This is a genomic window from Propioniciclava sp. (assembly GCF_036744435.1).
Classification (GTDB): domain Bacteria; phylum Actinomycetota; class Actinomycetes; order Propionibacteriales; family Propionibacteriaceae; genus Propioniciclava.
This window is the reverse complement of record NZ_DAIOIA010000059.1, coordinates 1-18054: the sequence shown is the minus strand read 5'-3', so window position 1 is coordinate 18054 and position 18054 is coordinate 1. Positions and strand designations below refer to the sequence as shown.

The following is an 18054-nucleotide window of genomic DNA, read 5'->3' as shown; positions in this document are numbered from 1 at the left end:
GATGAAGTCCATGAGGTCCTCGACGCCGGGCCGCGCGGGGTCGAGGTACATGCGCGACGAGGAGATGCCCTCCTCGAACAAAGACGCCCGGGCTCGATCGAAGAAGCTCTGCTCCTTGGTCCGGGCGCGGACGGCGCGGGCGGAAGCCATCCCGAAGGACTCCTTGTAGGCGCGTCCGTCCGCGTCACGCATGAGCGGGGACGTGGACTCGTGCGTACCCGCGAACCACGAACCCACCATGACGGCACCCGCACCAGCGGCCAGAGCGAGGGCAACGTCGCGAGGGTGCCGGATGCCGCCGTCGGCCCAGATCGCCTTGCCGAGGTCGGCGGCAGCTGCGGCGCAGTCCAGCACCGCGGAGAACTGCGGCCGCCCCACTCCCGTTTGCATCCGCGTGGTGCACATGGCACCCGGACCGACGCCCACCTTCACGATGTCGGCGCCGGCCTCGATCAGGTCGTTGGTGCCCTCGGCGGTGACGATGTTGCCGCCCACCAACGGCACCCGGACGCCGGTGCGGGCCGCGTGCGCGTCGCGCACCTCGCGGACCAGGCGCAGGGTCTCCAGCATCCGGTCCTGGTGGCCGTGCGCGGTGTCCATGACCAACACGTCCGCTCCGGCCTCCAGGAGGGCGTCCGCCCGCTCCTGGGTGGGACCTGAGATGCCGACCGCGGCCCCGATGCGGAGTCTGCCCTGGGCGTCGACGGCGGGCGCGTACAGGGCTGAGCGCATGGCTCCCTTGAGCGTGAGGACACCGACCAGTTGCCCGGCCCCGTCGACCGCGATGGCGATCTTGCGCCGCTGCTCGGTGAGCAGATCGAACGCCTCCTGGGGTGCGATCGTGGCGGGCACCAGAGTGAGATCGGTCGTCATCAGTTCGTGCACCGGCACGAAGCGATCCATGCCGGCCGCCTCTGCGGCGGACAACAAGCCCACGGGGGCGCCGTCCTCCAGCACGACCGCGACGCCATGAGCCCGTTTGGGGATGAGCGGTAGCGCGTCCCCGACGATCATGTCGGCCGTCACCCGGATCGGGGTGTCGAAGACGGTGTGCGCCGACTTCACGCGGACGATCGCGTCGGTCGCCGCGGCGGGGGAGAGGTCCTGCGGAATGATCGCGACCGCGCCGCGCCGCGCGACCGTCTCGGCCATGCGACGCCCGGAGATGGCGGTCATATTGGCGACGACGAGCGGGGTCGGGAGGCCCAGCGCATCGGTCGACGTGAGATCGACCTCCATGCGGGAGCGGACGGAGGATCGCGTCGGCGACATGAAGACGTCGTCGTAGGTCAGATCATGATCGGGCTTGCCGGTGGTGAAACGCACGACCCTCAGCGTAGTCGTGCGCGAGGGGCGGCGACCCTGGATGGCCACCGCCCCTCGCGCGCGGCTGACAGAACTTCTGCTTCGGAGCGCCTAGTGGAGCTGGCTTTCGGACGTGGTGTCCTCCGCCTCGAGCTCGCCCGGCTCGGCGTCGCTGTGGCTCTCATCTCCGTGATGGGCGGCATCGGCGATCTCGCTGCGCGACGGAATCGGGATGTTATCGCCGGAGTACCAGCGTGAGAGCCGTGCCCGGAAGCCGCTGACGGCGTCGGGATTCTTGACGCGAACGCCGTGCTCGTCGACGGTCGGGGTCTCCTCCAGCGGAGTGTGCTGCGTGTGCTGGGTGAGCGTGTACGCCTCATCGTGCGAGATCGGCGTGTGCGGCTCGGAGAACCCTCCCTCCGGGCTCTGGGTGATGATCCCCGACTCCGACCCGTGCAACAGCCGTTCGCGGTCGGCCCGCTGCAGGGACAGGCAGATGCGCTTCGTGATGAGGAACGCCACCACCGGGCCGAGGAAGACCGCGAAGCGCAAGAACCACGTCACCGCGTTGAGCGACAGGTGGAAATGTGTGGCGATGATGTCGTTGCCGCCACCGGTCCACAACAACCCATAGAAGGTCATACCCGCCACACCGAGTGCCGTCCGCGTCGGGGCGTTCCGGGGCCGATCCAACAGGTGATGCTCGCGCTTGTCTCCCGTGATCCATGACTCGACGAAGGGCCACAACGCCAGTGACGTGTAGAAGATGCCCATCAGTACGGCGAACGGGAGGAAGATGTTCCACGACCAGGTGGTGGGGCCCCAGTGGGACTCCAAGCCCGGCATGATCCGGACTGCGCCTTCCACCCACCCCATGTACCAGTCAGGCTGGGAACCAGCGGTGACCTGGGCGGGGTTGTACGGGCCGTAGAGCCACACCTGGTTGATCGACATGGTGGCACCCATGAGGATCAGGACGCCGAACACGATGAAGAAGAACCCGCCCGCCTTGGCCATGTAGACCGGGAACATCGGGTAGCCCACGACGTTCTTCTCGGTGCGCCCGGGACCGGGGAACTGCGTGTGCTTGTGGTACACCAGCAGTGCCATGTGCGCGCCGATGAGGGCCAGCAGGATGGCCGGGATCAACAGGATGTGAGCCATGTAGAACCGGGCGATGATCGCGTCGCCTGGGTATTCGCCCGCGAACACGAAGAACTGCACCCAGGTGCCGATCACGGGCACCGACAAGATGGCACCCTGCGTGAACCGCAGGCCCGTGCCGGACAACAGGTCATCGGGCAGCGAGTAGCCGGTCATGCCGGCGATCATCGACAGCGACAACAGCACGACGCCGATGAGCCAGTTCAGTTCGCGCGGCTTGCGGTAGGCGCCGGTGAAGAAGATGCGCAGCATGTGCACCGTCATGGACGCCATGAACAAGATGGCCGCCCAGTGGTGGATCTGGCGGACCAGCAGTCCGCCGCGCACGTCGAAGCTCAGATGCAGGGTCGACTCGAAGGCCTGCGACATCGGAAGCCCGCGGAGCAACTGGTAGCTGCCCTCGTACTCGATCTCGGCCATCGACGGCTTGAACCAGATGGTGAGGAACAGCCCCGTGAGCAGCAGGACGATGAACGAGTACAGCGCGATCTCGCCCAGCAGGAAGGACCAGTGATCGGGGAAGACCTTACGCAGGGCGGCCTTGCCGATCTTCGCGACGCCGAGGCGTTCGTCCAGCCAGCCGACGGGACCCGGCACCGTGGTGAGTGTGTCCTCGTCGGTGGGGGCCTGGGTGTCGAGCAGGGGCGCCTCGGGGGAGATCTCAGCGGGCCTCGCCATTATCGGTCACCCTTCTTGTAGTCGTTGCGGGAGTCCCGCTCGAAGAAGCTGGGGCCGACCGGGACCGTGAAGTCGCTTTGGGCCACGAGGTAGCCCTCTGCGTCGACCTTGAGCGGCAACTGGGGCAGCGAGCGTGCTGCGGGGCCGAAGACGACGACGCCGGAGTCGGCGAGGTCGAACGTGCTCTGGTGACAGGGGCACAGCAGGTGATGAGTCTGCTGCTCCCACAAGGAGATGGGGCAGCCGACGTGGGTGCAGATCTTGCTGTAGGCCAGGATCCCGCCGACCTGCCAGTCCTGACGGGACTCGGGGATCTTGATGGAGTTCGGGTCCATGCGGACGACGATGAGGGCCGTCTTGGCCTTCATGTTCTGGTACTCGGTGCCGTGGAGGTCACGCAGGTTCTCCGGCTCGGCGTTGACGAGTTGCCCGATCTCGATGTCGGCGGCCTTGAGGGGGACCCAGTTGGTGTCGTTGACGACGCGTACGCCGTCGGCCCACAAGGTGTGCTCCAACGTCTCCTTGCGCGTCGCCGCGGTCGGCCACGGACCCAAGTCGGCGAGCGTGACCAGGGCAGGGACGGCCATGATGCCGATGGCTCCCCCCAGGGATCCCAGCAGCATGCCGCGGCGCTTGATGCCGGCGTCCTCGGCGCCTGCGTTGACGGCGGCGAGGAATCCCGCCTTCTCCTGCGGAGTGGACGCCACCGGGTGGCGCTCCTCGGAGATCTCGGTGTCGTTCATGAGCTGGCGGGCCCAGTGGATGGCGCCGATGCCGATGAGGAGGACCCCCAGGCCGGCGCTCAGGCCCAGCAGGGTGGGCTGGACGGCCCACCGCAACCCCAGCAGCTCCGCGGTCGCGGCGGGGGGGACGGCGAAGTAGATCACCACGAAGGCGATCGCGAGGATCGGCACGACACCGAAGATCGCCACCACCTGGTGATAGGTGCGCTGGCTCAGTCGCGGGTCGGAGTCGGTGTAGCGCTCGACGTGCGGCTCGATGCCGGGATCCGACACCGGGACGTCCGGGTCGCCCTGTTCACGCGGGATCAGAGTGGACTGGTCGTGCGTCATTTCGCTCGCGCTCCTCGTGAAGTGATCCAGACGGCGAACAGGCACAGACCGCCGATCCCGATGATCCAGCCGAACAGACCTTCGGTGACCGGGCCGAGCCCGCCGAGCGTGAAGCCGGCCGACGGCTCCTCCTCCATCCCCTTGAGGTAACCGATGATCGCGGCGACGTCCTCATCGGGGATGGCGCCCGCGGCGAACACGGGCATCTGTTGCGGGCCGGTGCGCACGGCCTCGTAGATGTGCAGCGGCTCGACGCCGTGCAGCGACGGGGCGTACTTGCCGTTCGGCAGAGCCCCGCCGTTGGCGGCGGCCTGGTGGCACGCGGAGCAGTTCGTGCGGAACAGTTCGCCGCCCCGGGCGATCTCCTCGTCGGTCAGGTTGGAGTAGTCGTACTGTGACGAGTTCGGGATCGCCGGGCCGGGGCCCAGCGAGGCGACATACGCGGAGATGCTGCCGATCTCTTCGGCGGTGTAGGTGTTCACCTTGCGGGGAGCCTGCTCACCGGGGCGAGCCATGGGCATGCGGCCGGTGCTCATCTGGAAGTCGACCGAGGCCGCGCCGACGCCGATCAGGGAGGGGCCCTGCGAGGTGCCCTCGCCGTTGAGCCCGTGACACGAGGAGCAGGTCACCTGAAACAGTGCCTTGCCCTCGGCGACCTGGGCGGAGGTGCCGTTGTCGGCAGCCACCTGGCTCGTCGGCACCAACGCCGCATACAGGGAGCCGAGCAGGACGAGTGCCAGGACGAGGGAGAGGGGTCGCGCCGCCTTGCGCCGCCTTCTGGGATGACCCGATCGCATGGTGTGTGCGCCTTTCGAAGTGGGGACGGACGGTCAGCGGATGATGTAGATCACCGCGAAGAGGATGATCCACACGATGTCGACGAAGTGCCAGTAATACGAGGCCACGATGGCGCTGACGCGCTGCTCATGGGTGAAGGTGCGTGCGATGTAGGTCCGGCCCAGCATGAAGATGAACAGGATCAGGCCGCCGAGGACGTGCAGGCCGTGGAAGCCCGTGGCGAGGAAGAAGGCCGACGTGTAGGCGTTGGTGCTCGGCAGGAAGCCCTCAGAGACGAGCGTGGCGTACTCGTAGGCCTGACCACCGAGGAAGACCGCCCCCATGACGAAGGTGAGCGTGTACCACTCGCGCATCCCCCACTTGGCGACGTTGAGCAGCCCCCCGGTGCGGGAGACGAACCCTCGCTCCGCGCGGTGAACCCCCACCTGGCAGGTGATCGAGGACAGCACCAAGATGGTGGTGTTGATCAGTGAGAACCAGGGGGCGTCGATGCCGAACCAGCTCTGCATGAAGTGGGCGCTGCCCCACTGCCACATGGTCTCCTCGCCGGGCGCGGCCATCGAGGTGGTGACGTTGCGCAGGTTGAAGTAGGCGGCGAACAACGCGGCGAAGAACATCAGCTCGCTCGCGAGCCAGATCACCGTGCCGACAGCCAACATGTCCGGACGGCCCTTGATGCCGTTCAGCCGTGCGGGCGCCACCGGGTGGAGTGCGCCGTGAGGGACGACCGGGACCGCGCTCGTATTCGATGTATTCGCCACGGGCGCCATTATTACCGTTGAACCGTGCCGGGGTCACGTTCGTACGGGACCCAGTCGCTAAAAGATGAGCGTTCGTTATCTGGGCGGCCGGCGCCACCACGGCCCGGCCCCTACCACGGGAGGGGCGTTCCGTGCGCCGCCAGGCCGATCTGGGCGATAGCATGGCAGCCGTTGCCCGTGGAAGAAGTGAGGACGCGATGAGCGAAGAGGCACCTGCCGCCAAGGCCACCATCCTGATCTACTCCGACGACCGCCGGACCCGCGATCAGATCAAGGTGGCACTGGGTCGGCGCGTCGCGGCCGATGTGCCCGAACTCACCATGGTGGAGTGCGCGACGCACCAGGCCGCCATCAAGACGTTGGATGAGGGCGGCATCGACCTGGTGATCGCCGACGGCGAGGCCGTCCCGCTCGGCGGGATGGGGCTGTGCCGCCAGGCCAAGGACGAGGTCCCCGGCTGCCCGCCGTTCCTGCTCCTGGTCGAGCGTGTGGCGGACGCCTGGTTGGCCACCTGGTCTCGGGCCGACGCGGTCGTGCCCTACCCGATCGACCCGGTCCGGCTGCCGACCCCCGTCGCCGAGTTGCTGCGTGAGCGCCTGGGGAAGCAGGCGCACGTCTCGTGAGCCAGACCTGGCCTGACCTGCTGACCGGCCTGGTGACCGGCACCGACCTCGATTCGGATGCGGCAGCCTGGGCGATGAACGAAATCCTGGCCGGTGCCGCAACGTCGGCCCAGATCGCAGGCTTCATGGTCGCCCTGCAAGCCAAGGGGGTCACCCCCGGGGAGCTCACCGGCCTGGTAAGCGGCATGCTCGCGAACGCCCGACCGATCTCCTTGCCCACCGCCGAGGCCGTCGACATCGTCGGTACCGGAGGCGACCGGGCCAACACGGTCAACATCTCCACGATGGCTGCCGTGACGGCCGCCGCGGCAGGGGCCCGCGTCGTCAAGCACGGCAACCGGGCCGCCTCGTCGGCGTCGGGGACGGCCGACTGCCTGGAAGCGCTGGGCGTCGTCCTCGATCTCGACCCCGCGGCGCAGGCGCAGGTGTTCGACGAGGTCGGCATCGTCTTCCTGTTCGCCTCGCACTACCATCCCTCCCTGCGCAACGCCGCCGTTCCCCGGCGCGAGCTGGGCATCCGAACCGTCTTCAACTTCCTGGGTCCGCTGGCCAACCCGGCGCGACCGAATGCGCAGGCGATCGGCGTCGCCGACCCGGTCATGGCAGGTGTCGTGGCCGACGTGGTCGCCGGGCGCGGACAGCGCGGCCTGGTCTTCCACGGCGGCGACGGGCTCGACGAACTCACGACGACCACGCAGAGCCGTGTCTGGGTGATTGCGGATGGGCGCGCGGTGGAAACGTCCCTCGACCCGGCGGAACTGGGTATCCCCCGCGCTGTGCGGGCCGACCTCGTGGGCGGTGACCCCGCCTTCAACGCGCAGGTGGCGCGCGACACGTTCGCAGGAAAGCCCGGGGCCGTGCGCGACATCGTGGCGCTGAATGCGGCCGCCGCCCTCCTGGCGTTCGAGGGCCCCGACCCGGATGCACCGCTCGCCGAGCAGTTCCGCGCGCGCCTGGCGCGCGCTGCGGCCGTGCTGAACGACGGTACGGCGAGTTCGCTGCTGCAGCGGTGGGTCGAGGTGACCCACAGGCTGGCGGGCTGACCGCAGACTGTCGGACAGGCGCGGACTGGCGGTCAGCCGCCGACTCGCTCGACACGTTCCCGGCCCGCGACTCACACCCAGGGCAGGAGCAGGGCGACGAATGCCCCCGTGAGGAGCCCCGGCCCGTAGGGGAAGCCGCCCACGCGCCCGCAGGCGCGGAGGACCAGCCCCGTGAGGGCGCCGAGCAGAGTACCGGCGAGGAGAGCCCACAGCGCCAGCGCGGGCGAGGACAGCGCGGTCACCGCCCCCACCGTGGTGGCCAGCCGGACGTCCCCGTAGCCGAGTTGCCCGCTGAGCCGCCACACGGCGTGGAAGAAGCCACCCACGACGAGCGCGCCGACCAGGCCCGCCACCACCGGCAGCCACGACCACGCCGCCACGCCAGCGGCGAGCATCCCCAGCGCGGCGAGGGTCCACCCGGCCCACGACAGCCGGGCGGGCAGCCACGTGGTGCGGGCATCGATGGCGCAGGCCAGAACGTTGACCGTCGTGAGCGACGACCACGCGAGCCAGAGGGCGGGGTCGGCGCGCCACACCACCACGGCGCTGCCCAGCGCCGTCAACGCGGCCGTGGTGACGATGAAGCCGGGCGTGGCCAAACTGCTGTAGCGGGGAGCCTCGGGATCGTGCAGGGGCTCGGGCAGCGCGCGCAGGACATGGGGCGCCAGGGCGGCCATCGCCACCCCGAGCAGGGCCGCCCCGATCAAGCCCCAGGCGAGGAGGGGGAGGGCGTCGATCGAGACGAGCTGCGGCGCGACGGGGGAGGGCACGGGCTGAGCCTAGGCCGCACGGGCGTCGCGCACCGGTGAACGCTGGTCTACCCGATCGAGGGATTCGGCCAGAGCTCGAACCCCCAGCGCCTCCACTGCGGTCACCCGACCCGGGGTGCGCCCCAGCAGCGACCGAAGCCGCGCCGGTGGCCAGCCGAGGTCGGCGCAGATGCGCGCCGCGGAGGTGCCGCGTTCCCGCAGGACGGCGACACGATGCGCGGTCGCGTCGGCGGGGAGCAGAGTGCGCCTCAGGACCAGCAGATCGCCCACCTCGACCTGCCACAGTCGTTGCGCAGCAGGCCGAGGAAGCCGGCGCGCCGGACGCCCCTCGCGGCCGTGCAGGAGGGCGTCGGCGTGGCGCAGCGTCAACCCCGCGTGCAGCGCGACCACCGGCCAGGTCAGGCCCGAGGCGGCGCACAGATGCGTCAGATGCGCGCGAAACGGTGCCGCGTCGACCCACCGGTCGGGGTCGACGCGACGCTTCCCTGACGGCGAAACGGAGAACAGGGCGACGGACATGATGGCTCCTCGGGACGAACGGTCATCCAGAAAGGCCGCCGTATCGGGCCGAGTGTGAGGTTGAGGACGCGACGGTGGTGGCATCCATGCACGCGCCAGGGGGCGCGATCCGCACGGATCGCGCCCCCTGGCTGGTGCCTGGTGGCTAGCGCTGCGCCTTGGTGAAGCCGGCGGCCTGAGCTGCGGCTTCGTCGGCGAACCACACGTCTGCGATCGTCCGCTCGTAGCCCCCGTTACCGGGGACGTGGAACTTCATCGACCGCTCGTTGCCCTTGATGCGAAAGCCCTCCGGCGGCTCGGCTCCGACGAAGGAACCTTCCCCGTAAGGGCTATCCACGAAAGGGGCAGCATCACCCTCCGCGGCCTTCTTCGCGTCAGCGACGGCGTCGGCCGCCTTCTCCTTGACATTCGAGGCGCCCTTCTTCAAGGCGTCCTTGGCGTCGGAGGCAGCATCAGCCAGGTCGTCCTTGGCGTCGTTCAGCTTCTCCCCGGCCTTGTCGGCAGCGTCCGCGAGCGCATCCTTGGCAGCCTCGGCCTTGTCACCCGCCTGGTCGATCCATTCCGAGGCCGCGTCAGCGGTCTCATCGGACTTCTTCGACAGGTCGTCGACGAGGTTCTGGGTGGAGGTCGGGACGTACGGCTGGCTGGGCTCATGCGCGTACCAACCCGAGTCGCTCGGCGCGAGGAACTTGCGCAGCGCCACGACGACGCCGACGAGGAGACCGCCGGCCAGCAGGATCTTGCCGAAGGTCTTCCAGCCCGACTTCTTCTTGGGCGGCTCGACCAGGGCCGGGATCTCGACCTTGGCCAGATCGTCGGCCGCATTGTGCAGCAATTCGCTGACGGCGGGAATGAAATTGTTCTGCACCTTGTCGCGAGCCGTGTCGACCGCGGGGGCCAGACGGGCGTAGGCCTCGTCGATGGCGGGGGAGACCCGGTTCAGGGCCTCATCCAGCTTGGGCTGCACGGCGTCGACGGCGTCGGCGGCGAACTTGGCGCCCTTCTTCTTGGCGTCCTGGGCCAGCGGGGTCAGGTATTCCTGGGCCTGCTGCAGGTACACGCCCGCTTGAGCGAGGGCGTCCTTGCCGAGATCCTGAGCGGCGTGGGTGGTATCACCGACAACGCTTTCGAGGTTCTTCCGTTTCCTCACGGTCTTTCCTCCTGGTTGATTGGGTTCGCGTGATCGCGTAGCAGCCACCGTACCCAAGGCCCACCTCGCGGCACAGGGGCAGCACGTCATTCCCAGGGATGCCTCGGGGGCGTGGCCGCGTCGCGACGCCGGGTGGGCTTGGGTAACGTGGGGGAGTAACGCCCGCATGGCGGGCCCGCGCATGAAAGGAACCGACGTGGCCAAGAAGGCAACGCTCCACACCAACCACGGTGACATCACGCTCAACCTCTTTGACGAGCAGGCTCCCAAGACCGTTGCCAACTTCGTGGGGCTCGCGGACGGGACCCAGGAATACCGCGACGCTGAGACCGGCCAGACCACCACCGGCAAGTTCTACGACGGTGTCACGTTCCACCGGATCATCGACGGATTCATGATCCAGGGCGGCGACCCGCTCGGGACCGGCACCGGCGGCCCGGGCTACCAGTTCGGCGATGAGTTCCACCCCGACCTGTCGTTCAACCGGCCCTACCTGCTTGCCATGGCGAACGCGGGTCCCGGCACCAACGGCTCGCAGTTCTTCATCACGGTCACTCCGACCCCGCACCTGAACTTCCGTCACACCATCTTCGGGGAAGTGGCCGATCAGGCCGGGCGCGACGTCGTCGACGCGATCGGTAAGGTCCGCACCGGCCGGGGCGACCGCCCGATCGAGCCGGTCGTCATCGAGTCGGTGGAGATCGACGAGGCCTGAGCCTCTCGCATCCCGCACGGGTGGGGGGAACGGCGAGTCCGTTGCCCCCACCCGTGCGTGCACGACGTGCCCCCGGCCGACGGCGGGAGGAGCGGTGCGGGAGCGCGCACCTCACTCGCCGAGGGAGAAGGCCGCTTCCAGATCGTGGGTGGAGTAGGCGCGAAACGCCAGGTGAGTCTTGGTGCCGGTCACTCCCGGGACCTTGTTGATGCCACCGGTGACGACATCGGCGATGCGTTCGATCTCCCGGGTGCGCACGATCGCGATCAGGTCGACGTCACCGGTAACCGAATAGACCTCGGTCACCTCCGGCATGGCCGCGACCCGATCGGCCACTTCGCTGACCTGGTCGACGGCGGTGGAGATGAAGACGATCGCGGTGTTCATGGGCTCACCCTAGCGAGGCGGACGGAGCCTCGCCCAGGGCGAAGCGCGGAAGTTCGGCCTCGGCGATGGCCCCATGCAGCGGCCAGCCCCATTCGCCGTCGACCTCGATCAGGCGGACGCCGGGAGCCTCCAGCCAGGAGCAGATCCGTTCGGCTTCCTCGATGCTGGCCGCAGGCAGACCCGGGACCGGGGTGGGCACCTGTTCGGCGACCGCCATCGCCTCCCGGGCGACCCCGACGACCGACTCACCCGGTCGCGCATGGGCCGCAGCCGCCAGCCTCCCGTAGCGGATCACGTGCGCGTCCCAGCCCACCTCGGCGCGGCGGACGGCCACCAGTTGCGCACAGCCGGCCAGGGCCCCGACGCGGCGGGCGCGCGTGGCGGCGCGCACGAACCCGCGCAGCCGACCCGTCAGCCGCTCCGCCTCCTCGAACCGTTCCTGGGCGATCAGCGCGGCGAGCCGCTCGCGCGGGGCATGCACCACGGCGCGGACGTCCACCGTCAGGCTGGCGCGCACCTCCTCGACGAGCCGGGCGTACTCAGCCCGCCCGATACTGCCGTCGCAGGGCGCCACGCACTTGCCGAGATCGCCCAGAGCGCAGCGACCGCTCGGCGTGCGTTCGGACAGGCGCGTCGTGCACTGCCGGATCGGGAAGGCGTCGTAGAGGGCGAGCATCGCGTCCTCAGCCGCGCTGCGACGCGACAAGGGGCCGAAATAGCAGGCGCCGTCGTCGGCCACGGTGCGCACCACCGATAACCGGGGGAAAGGCTCGCGGGTGAGCTTGATCCACTGCTGGCGCTCGGGGAACTTGGAGCGACGGTTGTAGCGCGGCGCGTGCGCCGCGATGAGCCGCAGTTCCAGCACCTCCGCCTCCAACGCGGTGCGGCAGGTCGTCGTCTCCACCCCCGTGGCGATGCGGATCATCTCCTCCATCCGGGGACGCTTCTCCGACGCCGTGAAGTAGCTGCCCACCCGGGAGCGCAGGTTGACGCTCTTGCCGACGTAGAGCACCTGGCGACGGACCTGGCCGTCGCGATCTGCGAGGTCGGCGACGAACTGGTAGACCCCCGGAGCGCTCGGCACCTGCTTGGCCCACGTTCGCTTGGCGCGGCGCTCCGGAGAGACCCCCCGGGTGAACTCGAGAAGATCCTCCACGGTGGACACCCCCAGGTTGCCCACGCGCTCCAGAAGCCGGTGCAGCACCGTCACCGTGGCGCGTGCGTCCGTCAGCGCCCGGTGGTTGGGGGGATCCGCCACGTGGAAGTGCCGGGCCAAGGTGGCGAGTTTCACGTTGGGGACCTCGTCGCGCGTCAGGACCCCGCGGGCCAAGGCGACCGTGTCGAGCACACCGAATCCCGGCCAGCGCACGCCCTGGTCGGCGCACGCCCGCTTGAGGAAGCCGACGTCGAAGCCCGCGTTGTGGGCCACGAGCACCGAGCCCCGCGCGAACTCGAGGAACGGCGGGATCACCTGATCGGCCCGTGGGGCGTCGGCGACCATGGCGTCGGTGATGCCGGTAAGCACCGAGATCAGTGGCGGAATGTGAGCGTGGGGATTCACCAGCGTCTGGAACTCGCCCTCGACCTCGCCCCCGCACACCCGGACGGCTCCGATCTCGGTGATCGTCGCGTCGGGGCCCGCGCCCGTGGTCTCCAGGTCGACCACCACAAAGGGCGTTGTGGCCAAAGGACGGCCGAGATCCTCGAAGCTGGGCTGCGCGGCGACGGAGGTCATGATCGGGAACGCTACGGCGGGCCACTGACAGTTCCCTGCCTGGGCGCAGACCTGCGGGCCCCGCCCCTGGGACGGCGCAGACCACGTGGTCTCGGCCGGGGCCCGACGATGCCCGTCGCACGCGGCGCAGCCAGGGGGACGCCGTTTTGTCAGCGGGCGCTGCCAGGGTGAGGCCATGAACACGATGCTCATCGATTGCGTCGGCTGCGCGGCCAAAGGCCCCGCGTGCGACGACTGCGTGGTGTCGGCCCTGCTGGGTGCTCCGGGACAGGAGGTGCCTTCGGCGGCCCTGGCCGACGACGAGCGGGCGGCACTCGACGTCATGGCTGAAGGCGGGCTGCTGCCGCCCCTTCGCCTGGTCCCGATCACGGCGCACCGGTGGCGGCGTGGTGCCTGATCAGGCGCGACGACTGCGCCGGCGCCGTCTGGGCGGTGGGCTGCTGCCCGGTGCCGTCCGCCGGCCCCAGCGCCGCACCCCCTGGCCAGGACGCGATGGCGGCGCTCCTGCGCGGTAGCGTCGGGGGCGTGACGGTACGCATCGGACGCCGGACGGCCCTGCTGCTGGCGGCCGGGCTGGTGACGGGGTGCGCCACGCAGGGCGACGAGGGGAACGGTGCGGTTGCGACGCCGGGCACCACCGTCTCGGAGGGCCTGCTCGCCCGGATCGCGAGCGAACTCAACGCGGCGGTCGAGGGCCGCGATGCCACCCGGTTCGCCAGGGTGTTCGCGGCCGAGGCGGCCACCACGGGGCGGATCATCGCAGCCAATGCGCTGGCCCTGGGCGCGTGGCGGGCCGAACCGAACGACGGCGGGCTGCGCATCCGCACCAGGGCTGGAACCGAGCCGGGCTGGGGCAGCGCCGAGGTGACGCTCAACGTCGACGAAGCCGGGCGGGTCACGAGTATCGCTGAGCGCCTCGGCGATCATGCCGTCGTGTGGCTGCACCACGCCATCGAGGTGCTCCGCCAAGGCCAGGTCTGGGCGATCGTCGCGACCGGTCGCGCGGCCTCGGCCCAGAGTTGGCTCGCGGCGGCCGCCGAGGCTCAATCTCGGCTGATCGGTGAGGACTGGAGCGCGTGGCGGCCCGACCCGGCCTGGGACGGCTCGCTCGTGGTGGAGCTACCCGCCGATCTCCTGCAGTTCGGCGAACCCGCGGGGATCGGCGCCTATGTGCGGCTGCGGGGCAGCGATGATGACGCTCGCATCGTCTGCAATCCTGTCGACCGCCCGGGACTCGACGACACGGGGCGTGCCCAGCTCCTCACCCACGAGGCGGTGCACGCCGTGACGCGCTCACCCGCGCGCGTCGCCCCCGGGTGGGTGGTGGAGGGTTACGCCGAGCATGGGGCCGAGCGTGCGTTTCCCGACCTGGAGGCCAGCAACGCGACGCTTCTGCCCACCGATCCGGACGCCGCGGCACTTCCCAGCGACCAGGCCGTGGTCGCCGGTGATCTGGCCGTCTACGCGCTCGCCGCGCGGGCGGTGGCGGGGGCGCAGGAGCGCTGGGGGCGAGTTCAGACCGACGCCTGGTTCGCCGACTGGCAGTCGCCGGGACGCCCCGACGACGCAGCGTTCACCGACGCGCTGCGTGCCGCCCTGCGGCGCTGATCCACCACCGGGCGTCGCGTCTCAGCGAGCGCGCACGGCGCGCAGGTCACACCCGCGCCGCGGACCGCGCCACCCGCTCGACGAACGCCGTTGAGGCCGCGAAGATGGTGTCGGCGTCGTAATCCATGGTCGCGACGTGGTAGCTGTTGGGCAGCATCACCTCGGTGATGTCGTCGCTGGAGACCTGCCGCACCACCGCGTCCGAAGAGGATGCCGGGACGACGTGGTCGACTGCCGAGCGGAACAGGATGATCGGGCACGTGACCAAGTCCAGGCATGACCGCACGTCCGTCCACAGCCCCAGCAGTTCGGCTACCGCGGCCACCGGCGTCACGCCGTAGCCGCCCTCGTCGACGCCGGGTTTGTGAATGTCGTTGCCGACCGAATCCACCCGGCGGATCACGTACTTCAGCGCCGGGGCGAACCGCGCCAGGGGGTCGACGGCGCCCAGGGCCGGATTGACCAGCATGAGCCCGGCGATGTCCGGGTGCTGTTCGGCCAGACGCAGGGTGAGGGACCCTCCCATCGAGATCCCTGCCACGAAGACCACTTCGCACCGCTGCGCCAGGGCTTGATACTCGGCTTCGACGCAGTCGTACCAGTCGTGCCAGGACGTGACGCTCAGCTCCTGCCAGGTCGTTCCGTGCCCGGGCAGCCGGGGCAATGCCACCGTGAAACCCGCGGCGTTCAGGTGACGGGCCCACGCGATCATCGACGCCGGGGTGCCGGTGAACCCGTGACACAACAGCACGCCCACGGGCCCGCCGTCGGCGTGGAAGGGGCGTGCCTGGTCCGCGATCGTCATGGCGTCATCGTAGGCGAACGGCCCACTAGGCTGACCCGTCAGGAGGTCCGCCTGACATGAGTTGGTATGGGTTTTTCAAGGTGCCGTTCCGCGCGGTGGTGCGGTTCGGCTACGGCGCCCGCGCCGTGGGGGAGGAGAACATCCCACCCTCGGGGCCGGTCATCCTGGCCGGGAACCACATCGGTGCCGCCGATACCTTCGTGATGCCAGCCCTGATCACGCGGAAGGTCATCTTCCCGGCGAAGGCCGAGATGTTCACCGGACGCGGCGGACCCATGACGAAGCTGGTGGCCTGGTTCCTCACGGCCGTCGGGCAGGTCCCGTTGGATCGTTCGGGCGGGCGGGCGTCCGCCGACGGCCTGGGACCGATCCTGGAGGTGCTGGAGCACGGTGGTGTGGCCGGGATTTTCCCCGAGGGGACGCGCTCCCCGGACGGGCGCATGTACAAGGGCAAGACGGGCATCGCGCGGCTGGCCCTCGCCTCGGGCGCGCCGGTGATTCCGGTCGCCGTCCGTGATTCCCAGTTCACCGGGAAGCGCCTGGGTATCCCGTGGGCGGATCATCCGGTCATCACCTTCGGACGCCCGCTGGACTTCTCCGAATACGCCTGGGGGGAGAACGACCGCGCCGTGCTGCGGTGGGTGACCGACGAGGTGATGGCCGCGATCCAGCAGCTCACCGGGCAGGTTTACGTCGACGCCTATGCCACGTCGGTGAAGTACGGGGGCATGAGCGAGGAGGAGGCGCTGCGTCGCATCAAATCGCGTCCGGGGGGCGGCCCTGCTCCGCTCCCGCCGGCCCCGGAGCCCGCCGCGTCCTGACCGGCGGCCCCGGTGAGAACCGTTCTTGCCGGTCGCGTATCCTATGGCGGTGCCAACCACCATTCCCACACTGTCGGATCTGCATGCCCACGGAGCGGCCCAGCAGCCGACCTATCCCGATGCGCGTGCCGTGGACGACGTCGTCGCCGAGTTGCGGCAGCGTCCCCCGCTGGTGTTCGCGGGGGAGGCCGACGAACTGAAGGCCAGGCTGGCCGACGTGGCTGCGGGGCGCGCCTTTCTGCTGCAGGCAGGCGATTGCGCCGAGACCTTCGGGAACGTGACCGCCGCCAACATCCGCAACTCGCTGCGCGTCCAGCTCTCGATGGCGGTCGTGCTGCAGTACGCGGCGCAGGTGCCGGTGGTGAAGGTCGGACGCATCGCCGGCCAGTACGCCAAGCCGCGCAGCAACGACCTGGAGACCCGGGACGGGCTCACGCTTCCCAGCTACCGCGGCGACGCCGTGAACGGCCTCGATTTCACGCCCCAGGCGCGCGTGCATGACCCGCGGCGTCTGCTCGACGTGTACAACAGCTCGGCCGCAACGCTGAACCTGGTGCGCGCTTTCGTCAATGGCGGCTTCGCGGACCTGCGGACGGTCCACAGCTGGAACAGCGACTTCGTGCGCACCAGCAACGTCGAGGAGAAGTACACCCAGCTCAGCGACGAGATCGAGCGTGCGATGGCGTTCATGGTCGCCTGCGGCGTCAGCGACGATTCGCTGCGGACCGTCGGCTACTGGGCCTCGCACGAGGCACTGCTGATGGAGTACGAGCACGCCATGGCCCGCATCGACTCGCGTACCGGAACGCCGTACGGCACCTCCGGCCACCTGCTGTGGGTGGGGGAGCGCACGCGTCAGCTCGACGGCGCGCACGTCGAGTTGCTGGCCAGCCTCCGCAACCCGATCGGCATCAAGATGGGGTCGTCGACGACCGCCGACGACGCCCGCGCCCTGGTCGAGCGGCTCGACCCCAACGCCGAGCCCGGACGCCTGACGATCATCACCCGGATGGGAGCCGGCAAGGTGCGCGACGCGCTGCCCCCGCTGATCGAGGCGGTCGAGTCCACCGGACGCAAGGTGGCCTGGGTCTGCGACCCGATGCACGGCAACACGTACTCCACCGAGCGCGGCTACAAGACCCGCGCGTTCCCGGTGATCTGGGACGAGGTCGACGGCTTCTTCGACGTGCACGCGGACCTGGGCACCTGGCCCGGCGGCGTCCACATCGAGCTGACCGGCAACAACGTCACCGAATGCGTGGGCGGCGTCCATGAGCTCGATGAGGCCGATCTGGCGACCCGCTACGAGACGGCGTGCGATCCTCGGCTCAACCGGGAGCAGGGGATCGAGTTGGCGTTCTACCTGGCCGAGCGCCTGCGCGAGGACATCGTCCGGCGGGGCACGAACCCGGTGCAGGAGTTCGAGCCGCGGGAGCTGTGATGATCGACCTGCGTTCGGACACCCTCACGAGGCCCACCGCGGGCATGCGGGAGGCGATGGCCCAGGCGCCGGTCGGGGACGACGTCTACGGCGAGGATCCGAGCGTCGCGGCGCTGGAGAGCCGGGTCGCGGCGCTGCTCGGCCACGAGGCCGGGCTGTACTGCGCCACCGGCTCGCTGGCCAACGTCCTCGGCGTCGCGGTGCACGTGGCACCCGGCCAGGAGGTCTTGTGCGACAGCGGCGCCCACATCGCCCGCGCCGAGATGGGCGCGCATGGGGCGCTGAGCGGCGTCACGATGCGCACCTGGGTGACGCCGGATGGCCGCGTCACCCCCGACCAGGTCGAGGCGTTGCTGGCTCCGGACGCCGGGCCATACCTGGTCTCGACGGCGTGCGTGGAGCTCGAGAACACGCACAACTTCGGCGGCGGAACGGTGCAGCCGTGGGACGTGCTGGTGCGCACGACCGGTCTGGTGCGGGACGCCGGGGTGGCGCTCCACCTGGACGGCGCGCGACTGTGGAACGCGCACGTCGCCACCGGCATCGGGCTGGGGGAGTACGGCGCGCTGTTCGACACGGTCAGCGTGTGCTTCAGTAAGGGCCTGGGGGCGCCGATCGGCTCGGTGCTGGTCGGCTCGGCCGACGCGATGGCTCGCGC

At 69.8% G+C, this 18054-nt stretch carries 19 protein-coding genes; 8 read left to right on the top strand and 11 right to left on the bottom strand.

Going from position 1 to position 18054, the window contains the following annotated elements; genetic code table 11:
• From V7E09_RS09015 to ctaE, 5 genes are all read right to left on the bottom strand, one after another.
• On the bottom strand, positions 1-1326 hold a 1326-nt coding region (locus tag V7E09_RS09015), incomplete at its 3' end, for a GuaB1 family IMP dehydrogenase-related protein (protein WP_324512023.1).
• Positions 1327-1416: 90 nt separating this feature from the next.
• Positions 1417-3147, bottom strand: a complete 1731-nt coding sequence (qcrB, locus tag V7E09_RS09010) for a cytochrome bc1 complex cytochrome b subunit (RefSeq protein ID WP_324512022.1) — start codon at positions 3145-3147, stop codon at positions 1417-1419.
• Positions 3147-4220 (bottom strand): cytochrome bc1 complex Rieske iron-sulfur subunit, encoded by a 1074-nt coding sequence (qcrA, locus tag V7E09_RS09005; RefSeq protein WP_324512021.1) that lies wholly within the window; start codon positions 4218-4220, stop codon positions 3147-3149. Before qcrA ends, qcrB begins: the two co-directional genes overlap by 1 nt.
• The gene (gene qcrC, locus V7E09_RS09000) at positions 4217-5017 is read right to left on the bottom strand and encodes a cytochrome bc1 complex diheme cytochrome c subunit (protein WP_324512020.1); all 801 of its coding nucleotides are present in this window, start codon (positions 5015-5017) and stop codon (positions 4217-4219) included. The genes qcrA and qcrC overlap by 4 nt, the downstream gene beginning before the upstream one ends.
• 33 nt (positions 5018-5050) lie before the next feature.
• Positions 5051-5788 carry an aa3-type cytochrome oxidase subunit III gene (gene ctaE / locus V7E09_RS08995; protein WP_442956861.1) on the bottom strand — a complete coding sequence of 246 codons (738 nt, stop codon included), beginning with the start codon at positions 5786-5788 and terminating at the stop codon, positions 5051-5053.
• A 188-nt stretch (positions 5789-5976) separates the two neighbouring features.
• On the opposite strand from ctaE, the gene V7E09_RS08990 reads away from it, so the two are divergent.
• Together V7E09_RS08990 and trpD are read left to right on the top strand one after the other, a co-directional pair.
• Positions 5977-6402: a response regulator gene (locus V7E09_RS08990; RefSeq protein ID WP_324512019.1), complete on the top strand. Its 426-nt coding sequence runs from the start codon at positions 5977-5979 to the stop codon at positions 6400-6402.
• Entirely contained in the window at positions 6399-7445 is a 1047-nt protein-coding gene (trpD, locus tag V7E09_RS08985; RefSeq protein WP_324512018.1) for an anthranilate phosphoribosyltransferase, read from the top strand. The genes V7E09_RS08990 and trpD overlap by 4 nt, the downstream gene beginning before the upstream one ends.
• Before the next feature lie 71 nt (positions 7446-7516).
• On the opposite strand, the gene V7E09_RS08980 is transcribed toward trpD, so the two are convergent.
• The 3 genes from V7E09_RS08980 to V7E09_RS08970 all read right to left on the bottom strand — a co-directional run bounded on the left by V7E09_RS08980 (position 7517) and on the right by V7E09_RS08970 (position 9884).
• Positions 7517-8215 (bottom strand): prepilin peptidase, encoded by a 699-nt coding sequence (locus V7E09_RS08980; RefSeq protein WP_324512017.1) that lies wholly within the window; start codon positions 8213-8215, stop codon positions 7517-7519.
• Positions 8216-8224: 9 nt separating this feature from the next.
• Entirely contained in the window at positions 8225-8734 is a 510-nt protein-coding gene (locus tag V7E09_RS08975; RefSeq protein ID WP_324512016.1) for a hypothetical protein, read from the bottom strand.
• 145 nt (positions 8735-8879) lie between these two features.
• The gene (locus V7E09_RS08970; protein ID WP_324512015.1) at positions 8880-9884 is read right to left on the bottom strand and encodes a sunset domain-containing protein; all 1005 of its coding nucleotides are present in this window, start codon (positions 9882-9884) and stop codon (positions 8880-8882) included.
• 196 nt (positions 9885-10080) lie between these two features.
• On the opposite strand from V7E09_RS08970, the gene V7E09_RS08965 reads away from it, so the two are divergent.
• Positions 10081-10599: a peptidylprolyl isomerase gene (locus tag V7E09_RS08965; protein ID WP_324512014.1), complete on the top strand. Its 519-nt coding sequence runs from the start codon at positions 10081-10083 to the stop codon at positions 10597-10599.
• A 111-nt stretch (positions 10600-10710) separates the two neighbouring features.
• Here V7E09_RS08965 and V7E09_RS08960 read toward each other — a convergent pair whose 3' ends face one another.
• Positions 10711-10986 carry an Lrp/AsnC family transcriptional regulator gene (locus V7E09_RS08960; protein WP_324512013.1) on the bottom strand — a complete coding sequence of 92 codons (276 nt, stop codon included), beginning with the start codon at positions 10984-10986 and terminating at the stop codon, positions 10711-10713.
• A gap of 4 nt (positions 10987-10990) precedes the next feature.
• The gene (locus tag V7E09_RS08955; protein ID WP_324512012.1) at positions 10991-12721 is read right to left on the bottom strand and encodes a DEDD exonuclease domain-containing protein; all 1731 of its coding nucleotides are present in this window, start codon (positions 12719-12721) and stop codon (positions 10991-10993) included.
• 175 nt (positions 12722-12896) lie between these two features.
• On the opposite strand from V7E09_RS08955, the gene V7E09_RS08950 reads away from it, so the two are divergent.
• Together V7E09_RS08950 and V7E09_RS08945 are read left to right on the top strand one after the other, a co-directional pair.
• Entirely contained in the window at positions 12897-13118 is a 222-nt protein-coding gene (locus V7E09_RS08950; RefSeq protein ID WP_324512011.1) for a hypothetical protein, read from the top strand.
• Positions 13119-13246: 128 nt separating this feature from the next.
• On the top strand, positions 13247-14329 hold the full coding sequence (locus V7E09_RS08945) for a hypothetical protein (protein WP_324523279.1): 1083 nt from the start codon (positions 13247-13249) through the stop codon (positions 14327-14329).
• A 46-nt stretch (positions 14330-14375) separates the two neighbouring features.
• Here V7E09_RS08945 and V7E09_RS08940 read toward each other — a convergent pair whose 3' ends face one another.
• Positions 14376-15134: an alpha/beta hydrolase gene (locus tag V7E09_RS08940; protein ID WP_324512009.1), complete on the bottom strand. Its 759-nt coding sequence runs from the start codon at positions 15132-15134 to the stop codon at positions 14376-14378.
• A gap of 56 nt (positions 15135-15190) precedes the next feature.
• Here V7E09_RS08940 and V7E09_RS08935 point away from each other — a divergent pair, with 56 nt between their 5' ends.
• The 3 genes from V7E09_RS08935 to V7E09_RS08925 form a co-directional block, all read left to right on the top strand.
• The gene (locus tag V7E09_RS08935; protein WP_324512008.1) at positions 15191-15955 is read left to right on the top strand and encodes a lysophospholipid acyltransferase family protein; all 765 of its coding nucleotides are present in this window, start codon (positions 15191-15193) and stop codon (positions 15953-15955) included.
• Positions 15956-15998: 43 nt separating this feature from the next.
• Entirely contained in the window at positions 15999-17396 is a 1398-nt protein-coding gene (locus V7E09_RS08930) for a class II 3-deoxy-7-phosphoheptulonate synthase (RefSeq protein WP_324523278.1), read from the top strand.
• The coding region (locus V7E09_RS08925; protein WP_324523277.1) for a threonine aldolase family protein at positions 17396-18054 on the top strand (659 nt) is incomplete at its 3' end. The genes V7E09_RS08930 and V7E09_RS08925, both read left to right, overlap by 1 nt.